This window comes from Xanthomonas sp. MUS 060 (assembly GCF_000963215.1).
In the GTDB taxonomy this organism is placed as follows: Bacteria; Pseudomonadota; Gammaproteobacteria; order Xanthomonadales; family Xanthomonadaceae; genus Xanthomonas_A.
This window is the reverse complement of the sequence record NZ_JZIM01000053.1, coordinates 1-4,673: the sequence shown is the minus strand read 5'-3', so window position 1 is coordinate 4,673 and position 4,673 is coordinate 1. Positions and strand designations below refer to the sequence as shown.

Genomic DNA, 4,673 nt, shown 5'->3' with positions numbered 1-4,673 from the left:
GTTGCTCAACTGGCCCACGCCGATGTCCAGGCGCTGGCGCGCGGCCACGGTGCCGGCATGGGTCACCCCGGCCACGCTCTCGGCACGGTTGAGCAACGTCTCAACTGGCCCACGCCGATGTCCAGGCGCTGGCGCGCGGCCACGGTGCCGGCATGGGTCACCCCGGCCACGCTCTCGGCACGGTTGAGCAACGTGCCGGCGGCGATGGCGATGTGGTCGCCATACACGCGCCCGGTGCCCACGTTGTCCACGGTCGCCGCTTGCAGTTGGGTCAGCGCGCCGTCGATCAGGCCGCGATTGGTCAATTGCCCGCCGGCCTGCACGTGGGTGACGCCCTGGCTGCTGATTTCGCCGCTGGCTGGCCGCGTTGTCCACATTGGAAGCAGACACATCCAGATTGCCCGCGCGCAGCACGCCCTGGTTGAGCAGATCGCCGTCGGTGTGCACGGACAGGTTGCCGTTGGCGATCAGTTGCCCGGTATTGGTCAGGCTCTCGTGCAGGTTCAGGCTCAGATCGCCCTGGGATTGCACCTGGCCATCGCCGCTGAGCGCGCGCGCGGCCAGCACCTGGTTGCCTTGCGAGCGCAGCAGGCCGGCGGTGTTGGTGAGCGTGTCAGTTGACATCGAACGCAACCGACTGCAATCTCCCCGGCAAGGAGCTTCGAAACTCCTCACGTAGCGGTACCCACCTCCGTCAAACTGGTGGGTTTTTTGTGCCTGTTCGCAGGCGCAAGCCGACGCAATGCCTGCGTCGGGAGGGCGGCTAATACAACACCCTTCGGGGAAATACGCCCGCCGGCTACGTGCGGTTTCGAACCTCCCGACATCCCGTCGCCGTTGGCGGCGGTTCTCGTACACCGAGGAGGCTTTTGCCATGCGTCAACCTTCATCACGCCGCAGTAAGACAACCAGGCGTTCACCAAGCCAGCCGACGCCATGCACGGACCTGCAATGGACGTTTGTGGAACCAACCCTCAGCCCCATGATGACGCGCGAGCAGGCGGAAGCCCTGAATGCGGCCGAGCTTGCACGTGCACAACGTCCACCGCGACGTGTGCGTCCGACACAGCAGTGCACCATGGGGTATGGCTATTATCCCGACAGCCATCAGCGCATTCCCGCACTGCGCTTGCGTGGCCGTTGGTTGGAAGATTTGGGCTTCGCCATTGGGTGCAAGCTACGCATTACAGTCCGGGGTCGTGAGTTGGTGATCACCGTGGCTGATGAAGAGGGCATGCTGATAGATGGGCTTTGAGAACCTTGGTTACACCGATGGTTCGACAGCCCTATCAATCAAGGTGTGCATGCATCTGCTTTTGTGTATTTCTTGCAATATTGGCTATTAATTCGCTTACTCAATTCACGACGCGGGATAATCGCATCTGGCTGACAAGCTGGAAGCTCCCGAAAGCCTTTACCCTTGCAGTAATTAAAATTATCACTATAAGAAAATCCACTATTCCTCATGCAGCGATCCATTAAAGCTATTTCATTTGAAGAAGGAAATATATCTAAAATCCTATCTCTAACCCCAAATGGAGTTGGATAGCCGCACTCTAACATCGCCTTATCAATATCCAATTGTGAAGCCCCTGGCTTTGACCACTCCTCATCTTCAGGAGGATTTGGCTGAAAAGGAACAAAGCCAGCACAACCAGACATAACCAGACATAACCAGACATAACCACAACAACAAAAAATTGATGACTTATTAATCATTATATTATTTTCCTTCAATTGCATTAATTGGATAAGATATTGATCTTTTAGAGTCGTTATCACTCCAAAGATAATCACATCTCTTGGCCGAAGCAGAACCATAGCAATTATGCGACGTCCCCTTGCCGCCAAGCGCCCTTATCATTTCAGCAAGCAAGCTACTACCCTCAGGAATAGTCCCCCCTGTCGCCGGATTCCAGCCAATCAGACGACCGACAGGATCGGCCATATGATTCTGCAATGTCAGTACCATGGAGTCGGGATCATCCTGCGCCTCGCGATTCTGAAGGTAACTCAAGATATCGTCCGCTTTCTTGGCATTATACGCCGGCCCAAAGAAGGAGACCGTGGTCTTGCTCAGCAATCCAGACGCATCAGGCATCTTTGCAATCGACTCTAGGGCATTGCCGCCGGTCATCGTACCACGACTATGTTCATCAAGATGAAGTCCTGTCTCGCCATATTTCAGCATGTAGTATTTCGCTTCCTGCGTGGAATTAGTTAATCCCCAAAAATCATTCTCCAAATACTTCTGGTAACCCGCAATCAACAACTCGGCCAAATCGCTATTCGCTTGAGGGAAGTGAATATAATACTGCGGACCAGTCACCGTACTATGCTGGTCTGCGTAACCCTCTGCTGGCGCATCGTTACCATATTCTCCATTGAAGATGCCATTGAGCGTAATGTGCACCTTGCCGTCGGATGCAGGCTGAAGATTATCCATCTCTTCCCCTGTCACTTTTTGGCCAGGAATCAGCTTTCCTTTTTCATCATGTGCGATTTTATATAATGTGTGATCCCTCGCAAACATATCAGCATAAGCTTCGTCCGTATATTTGACCGCCTGGTCATAAATCAACCGCTTCGCCTGCTGCTGGAACTCCACGTCCTCCTGCAGCTTCTTCTGATCGACTTCCCCGACGCCATTTCCATCCAATACAGATGCCTTTCGCGCCAGGCCAGCTAACGCGGCATCGTCATTGTTGCGGATATCCACCGTACCGGCGGCGATATCGCTGTGCGTCGTGCTCGTGTGACTCTCGCTGGAGCTTCCGCTCCCCAGTGCATTGCTTGCCACACCCTTGGACGCCGCATATTTGCTCCCGCTGAACATGCTTGAATCCACCGTCACACTCGTCCCGGACGCACTGGCCTTGGAAACGTTTTGCAGGTCTTCCACCGTCAAACTCCCCGTTGACAGATGATTCAACGCCGGATCGGCCGTACTCGCAATCGCGCCGCCAATCAGATGGGTGTTGCCGTCCACATGGATCGCGAACCCGCCATCACCAGCCTGGATGCCACTCTGCTCCTTGACGCTGGTATAGGTGCTGTTGACCTTCTGCTGGCTGTAGCTGGCGCTGCTGCCGCTAAACCCCCACACCACCGTCGCACCCGCCTGCTGTTGCTTGCTCTTGTCGTCGCTGCTGTCCTGCTCGCTCTGGATCAACAGATTGCCCCCCACCTGGGCCAGCACCTGATTGCCAATCGCCTGTGCGCCCTTGATCGTGGTGTCGTGGCCGCTGACCAGGCTCAACGTCTCCTTGGCCGTCACCACGCTCTCGGTGTGTAGCGTGCTGTTGCCCTTGGCATTGCCCTTGCCAGCATAGGCTGTCACGTACACACCCGTGGTGGTGCCCACGCTCACGCCAATCTCCCCACCCGCGTTCTTGTTGTCCGACTTCTGCGTATTGTTTTCCTGTTGGCTCAGCAGATTCAGGTCGTGCGCCGCCGACAGCGCCACGTTCTCACCGTCGATCTTGCTGCCGATCACGTCGAGGTCGCCGCCGGTGGCGGCAATGGTGACGTTGCCCGCGCTCTGGATGCGACTGCCCACCGTACTTTCCTCATGCGTGGTGCTCTTGCTCGATGCGCTGCTGGCGCCGATGCCAATACGCACGCTGACGCCTCCCATCGATCCACCTTGCGCGGCGGCAGCCTGATACGCATCCACGCTGTCCTTGGCCGCATACGCCGCCTTGACCGCGTACAGCGCCTTGAGCCGGTCATCGCTCACCTGGCTGCCCCGCTGGGTCATGCCATACGCCGCTTCGGCTGCCTGCACCACCGCACCGGTCAGACCCACGTTGATGCCGGCACTGTGCTGCTTGGAGGTCTCCACCGTGTCCACAGTGTCTTCCACTGCCGAGATGGTGACGTCCTTGCCCACGATGGCCGTGCCGGTCTTGCTCAGCACGTCGCTGCCGCTGATCGCCAGCGCATTGCCCGCCGTCAAGGTAACCCCGCCGTCGATACTGCCCACCGTGCTGCCGGTGTGGGTCACCTGCGTGGTGTCGGAGGTGTTGGTCTGTTTGCTCGCACCGATGGTGAAGTTGGCCCCGCCACTGCTGAACAGGCCGCTCTTCTTGACCTGTTTGTCGTGCTCCTCGCTGTGCGTGTTCTGCGCTGTCTCCAGGGTCAGGTTGTTACCCGCCGCCAGCACCACGTCGCCGGTGCCGACAATCTGCGCGCCTTGCGCCAGCAGGTCGTGGCCCGCCGCGATGTGCACCGTGTCGCCGCTCAGGCTGCTCGTCACCGCCAGGCTGTCGTGGCTCTCGTCGTGCCGTGGTCGTGGTCTTGCTGGAGAGGAACTTTTTCTTGCGCGTTTGCTCGTCCACCACGCTGTCGTGCTGTTCCTGCGTCGCGGTCAGCGCCACGTCGTGGCCCGCGGCTGTTCCTGCGTCGCGGTCAGCGCCACGTCGTGGCCCGCGGCCAGGGCGATGCCGCCGTTCTGGCTCGCCACCGCCGTCGAGGCCAGGGTCAGGTCGTTGCCCGCGCGCATCACGATGTCGCCGCCTGCGCCCAGTTGCGTGCCTTGCACGTGTTCGTCGTCGTTCGAGGTGACCAGCGAGTGGCGCTTGCTCACGCTGCTGCGCGACTGTGTGGTGCTGTCCACCACCGCCTGACTATCGAGGTCGTGGCCGGCCTGCAACGCCAGCGCCTTGCCTGCG

3 protein-coding genes and 2 pseudogenes are annotated in these 4,673 nt (G+C 58.7%); 1 reads left to right on the top strand and 4 read right to left on the bottom strand.

What is annotated here, in order from left to right; all coding sequences use genetic code 11:
• Positions 1–62: 62 nt before the first annotated feature.
• Positions 63–323: a hypothetical protein gene (locus XANALMUS060_RS22440; protein WP_045739390.1), complete on the bottom strand. Its 261-nt coding sequence runs from the start codon at positions 321–323 to the stop codon at positions 63–65.
• Positions 324–471: 148 nt separating this feature from the next.
• A pseudogene (locus tag XANALMUS060_RS22435) lies at positions 472–624 on the bottom strand (hypothetical protein); the annotation flags it as partial.
• A 250-nt stretch (positions 625–874) separates the two neighbouring features.
• Between XANALMUS060_RS22435 and XANALMUS060_RS16605 the strand changes: the two are divergent.
• On the top strand, positions 875–1,255 hold the full coding sequence (locus XANALMUS060_RS16605) for a SymE family type I addiction module toxin (protein ID WP_200894091.1): 381 nt from the start codon (positions 875–877) through the stop codon (positions 1,253–1,255).
• A gap of 38 nt (positions 1,256–1,293) precedes the next feature.
• Here the strand turns inward: XANALMUS060_RS16605 and XANALMUS060_RS19200 are convergent, their stop codons facing one another.
• Both XANALMUS060_RS19200 and XANALMUS060_RS16600 read right to left on the bottom strand, forming a co-directional pair.
• Positions 1,294–1,719 (bottom strand): hypothetical protein, encoded by a 426-nt coding sequence (locus tag XANALMUS060_RS19200; RefSeq protein ID WP_082065234.1) that lies wholly within the window; start codon positions 1,717–1,719, stop codon positions 1,294–1,296.
• 4 nt (positions 1,720–1,723) lie between these two features.
• Positions 1,724–4,673, bottom strand: a pseudogene (locus XANALMUS060_RS16600) (hemagglutinin repeat-containing protein); the annotation flags it as partial.